This window comes from Moorena sp. SIO2C4 (genome assembly GCF_010672485.1).
Taxonomy (GTDB): domain Bacteria; phylum Cyanobacteriota; class Cyanobacteriia; order Cyanobacteriales; family Coleofasciculaceae; genus Moorena; species Moorena producens.
In genome coordinates this window covers 1-2,810 of sequence record NZ_JAAHGN010001003.1, presented here as the reverse complement: position 1 = coordinate 2,810, position 2,810 = coordinate 1, and the positions used below count along the sequence as shown (strand labels likewise).

2 protein-coding genes and 1 pseudogene are annotated in these 2,810 nt (G+C 41.4%); 1 reads left to right on the top strand and 2 read right to left on the bottom strand.

Annotated features, from left to right (window positions below; translation table 11 throughout):
* Window positions 1-877: glycosyl transferase (locus F6K20_RS32770; protein WP_287297550.1), on the bottom strand; the 877-nt coding region annotated here is incomplete at its 3' end.
* A gap of 162 nt (window positions 878-1,039) precedes the next feature.
* Between F6K20_RS32770 and F6K20_RS40955 the strand changes: the two are divergent.
* A pseudogene (locus F6K20_RS40955) lies at window positions 1,040-1,469 on the top strand (RidA family protein).
* A 274-nt stretch (window positions 1,470-1,743) separates the two neighbouring features.
* Here F6K20_RS40955 and F6K20_RS32755 read toward each other — a convergent pair.
* Window positions 1,744-2,810 (bottom strand): formylglycine-generating enzyme family protein (locus tag F6K20_RS32755; protein WP_287297549.1); only part of this gene is annotated, 1,067 nt, incomplete at its 5' end.

The window sequence follows — 2,810 nt, the reverse complement described above, 5'->3', positions numbered from 1 at the left end:
TGGTAACTGAAGCAATTTGGATATCCAGGCGTAACGCTTCGGCAAAAGTACTGTATCCCGGTTTGGAAATCACTCGCGAGCACAAGGGCATGAAATCCACTGGTCGATAGTCGTGATCCTTGATTTTAAGTAAATTGGGTAAATCTGGTGCTTGAGAGTCAAATGTGATAAACTGCCAGTCAGGGAATCTAGATAGATTGTGGTAAGGAATTTGTTCCAACCCTAATCCCCCAAAGGTGAGTAAAGCAGTTTTAAACTCTGGAGACTTCAGATCAAAATTCTTCCTTAATTGGTCTGCACTGTAGCCTGGGGAGCCGCCTGTTAACCCCACATCGGTGATATGGGTGAAGGCGCTCATGGGTTCATGTAAAGGAAGGCGAAATAAGCGATCGCATTTTCGATAATACTCACTGATCCAATCGGCAATCTCGGCAAATTCTCCTCCCCAGTCTCGATAGATGAAGTCCCAGCCAAAGTTACTCATCATCCAACAGGGAATGTCAGCCGCTTGAGCAATACCTACAGCTAAGGGGGGAATATCGGCTAAGATCAGCCCGACTCGATTGTTACGAATAAAGTCAACCTCACTAGCAATAATTGATCTAGCACTGAAGCGAATTTGCTGTAGTTTGGTTAATGTTACCTCTTTATCCATTGTTAAGCTGTCGGTTTGAATAACACCAACATCAAAAGCCCGTGGGCGATGAATAAAATCCCCCGGAATGTAGGATTCTAATAACCAGCGTGGTATTGTTGTTACTAGAATCAGTAAGATATCCGGACACAGTCGTTGAATAGCCGCAGCTACGGAGGCAGTACGTACAGCATGACCAAAACCGTGGCTAGTGATAGCGATGTATAAAACTGGTCTAGACATTCTAGGAGCTCAGGTATTGAGTTAATTGAAGGCTTTCATGCAGGCTAACAAAAATAAACCACAAGTGGCTAACTTTGGCAGTTACTACCTTGATTATAATTTCCACACTTTAAAATCGAATTCATAAAAAATTTAAAGTTTTTTTTTAAAGGAGTTGAAAACGTGCTGGAATATATCACTTTACCGAACAATGTTCTGCCACCTGTAGCCCCTTATTCCCACGCTGTTCGGGCAGGAGATTTTCTATTTGTGACGGGACAGCTAGCTGAGGACCCTGTCACTGGAAAAGTAATAATTGGGTCAATTGAGGAGGTGCGACCCCGTAATTTAATTCGCCATAGGAAAGCGCACCTTACAGACTAAACAGGTAATGGAAAACTTGAAGCTGGTTTTAGACCATGCTGGCACTAGCTTCGAGCAGGTAGTTATGACTCGCATTTTTCTGACTGATTTTAGATACTACCAGACAGTGAATGACTTATATGCTTCTTATTTTAACAATAGGTTGCCTTGTCGAACAACGGTTGGAGTCATGGGTCTTGCTGGTAATGGTGATATAGAAATTGATTTGATTGTTTATTGTGGTGATTAAGGATAATGGTAAATTCGTAAGATTTACATTTAGCTATTAGCATTTAGCTAACCCTCTTCGTCCATAGTAAGCTAATAGGCATTTAAATTTATAACTATTCTTAATTTTGCCTTTTTTATTTGATAGTTTAGTTAACTTTTTATCGAACAACCCGAATCCCCTCCCAAGCTGGCATTCGACCAGTTCGTCGCTCATCCATTAATAAAAATAATGTGTAAATTGGCGCAATTTTATCTCTATTACTGGCATACTTACGGCTTAATTATTGACAATTTTAAACTGTCAAATGAACAGGTTTCAGGATTTGAGGATTGGTAGCAGCTTTTTTATAAATATCAGCTCGCACAGTCCAGGCAATAAACACTAACAGCACATAGAAGCGAAGTAATTTAAGATCTGGGTTTTCGTATCGGTCAAAGTCGAGGTTGAGGTAGGGATTGAGGTGGATATATTGACCTAGCTTGAGTTCTTTGTATAGGTCTTGGTATGGCTCAAGGTTTTGGTAAAGGTATCGATCGAGGTCGAGGTTTTGTTCAAGCTCTTGGTAAAGGTTTCGGTATTGGTAGAGGTTAAGCTCTAAATATCGGTAGAGTTGGATATCTAGGTATCGGAACAGTTCTAGTTCCCCCTCCAAGTCTAAGTTTAAATCTAGAGCTATATCTAGTTGAACAACATTAGCTAATTGTTTTTGCCAATTTTTCCACTTAGCTGCTTTTATGCCCACAATCACGTTGTGTTCTTTTTCCTGGCACCAGCAGCCTACTGGCTGTTCAATCGCTGGGTACTCCTGTGCTTCATCGGAAGTGGGCAATCTGTACCTGAATCCTGGTGTTGAGTAGTTTTGAGTCAACCATTTACAAAATGCTTCTGCATCACTAGCTCCAATTCCAGTAATTGGCTGATTTCCCTCTAACGCTATAAACCGTTTGCTTTCCCAATGATCTGGCTGATGATACTCACCTGCTGCTAGGGTCTCATCCAAAAATAATTGATACTCAGCACAGGTAATATAACTCAAGGCAATTTCGATTCTGTCATCAATCCGGAATAGTTGATTCAACCGCCTAGATAACTTAACCTCTGCAGCTACCTGAGCAATTTCTGGATTAGGGGATGCTAAATCTGCTGCTAGGATTTGTTCAAGTTGTTGCTCTAGCTTAGGCTTAACGGTCAACCCTTGCGCTAGGCAATCATAAGCAAGAGCTAAAGACTCTTCTGTACCCTTTTCCAAGGCTGCACGAATCAAGTTAGTTCCATCAGCATCCGACGCCCAGAAGCGGATAGTTTCAGTCCACCAGAGATTATCCACGTTTTTAGTCAAGATCTGCTCTTGGTTCAGTT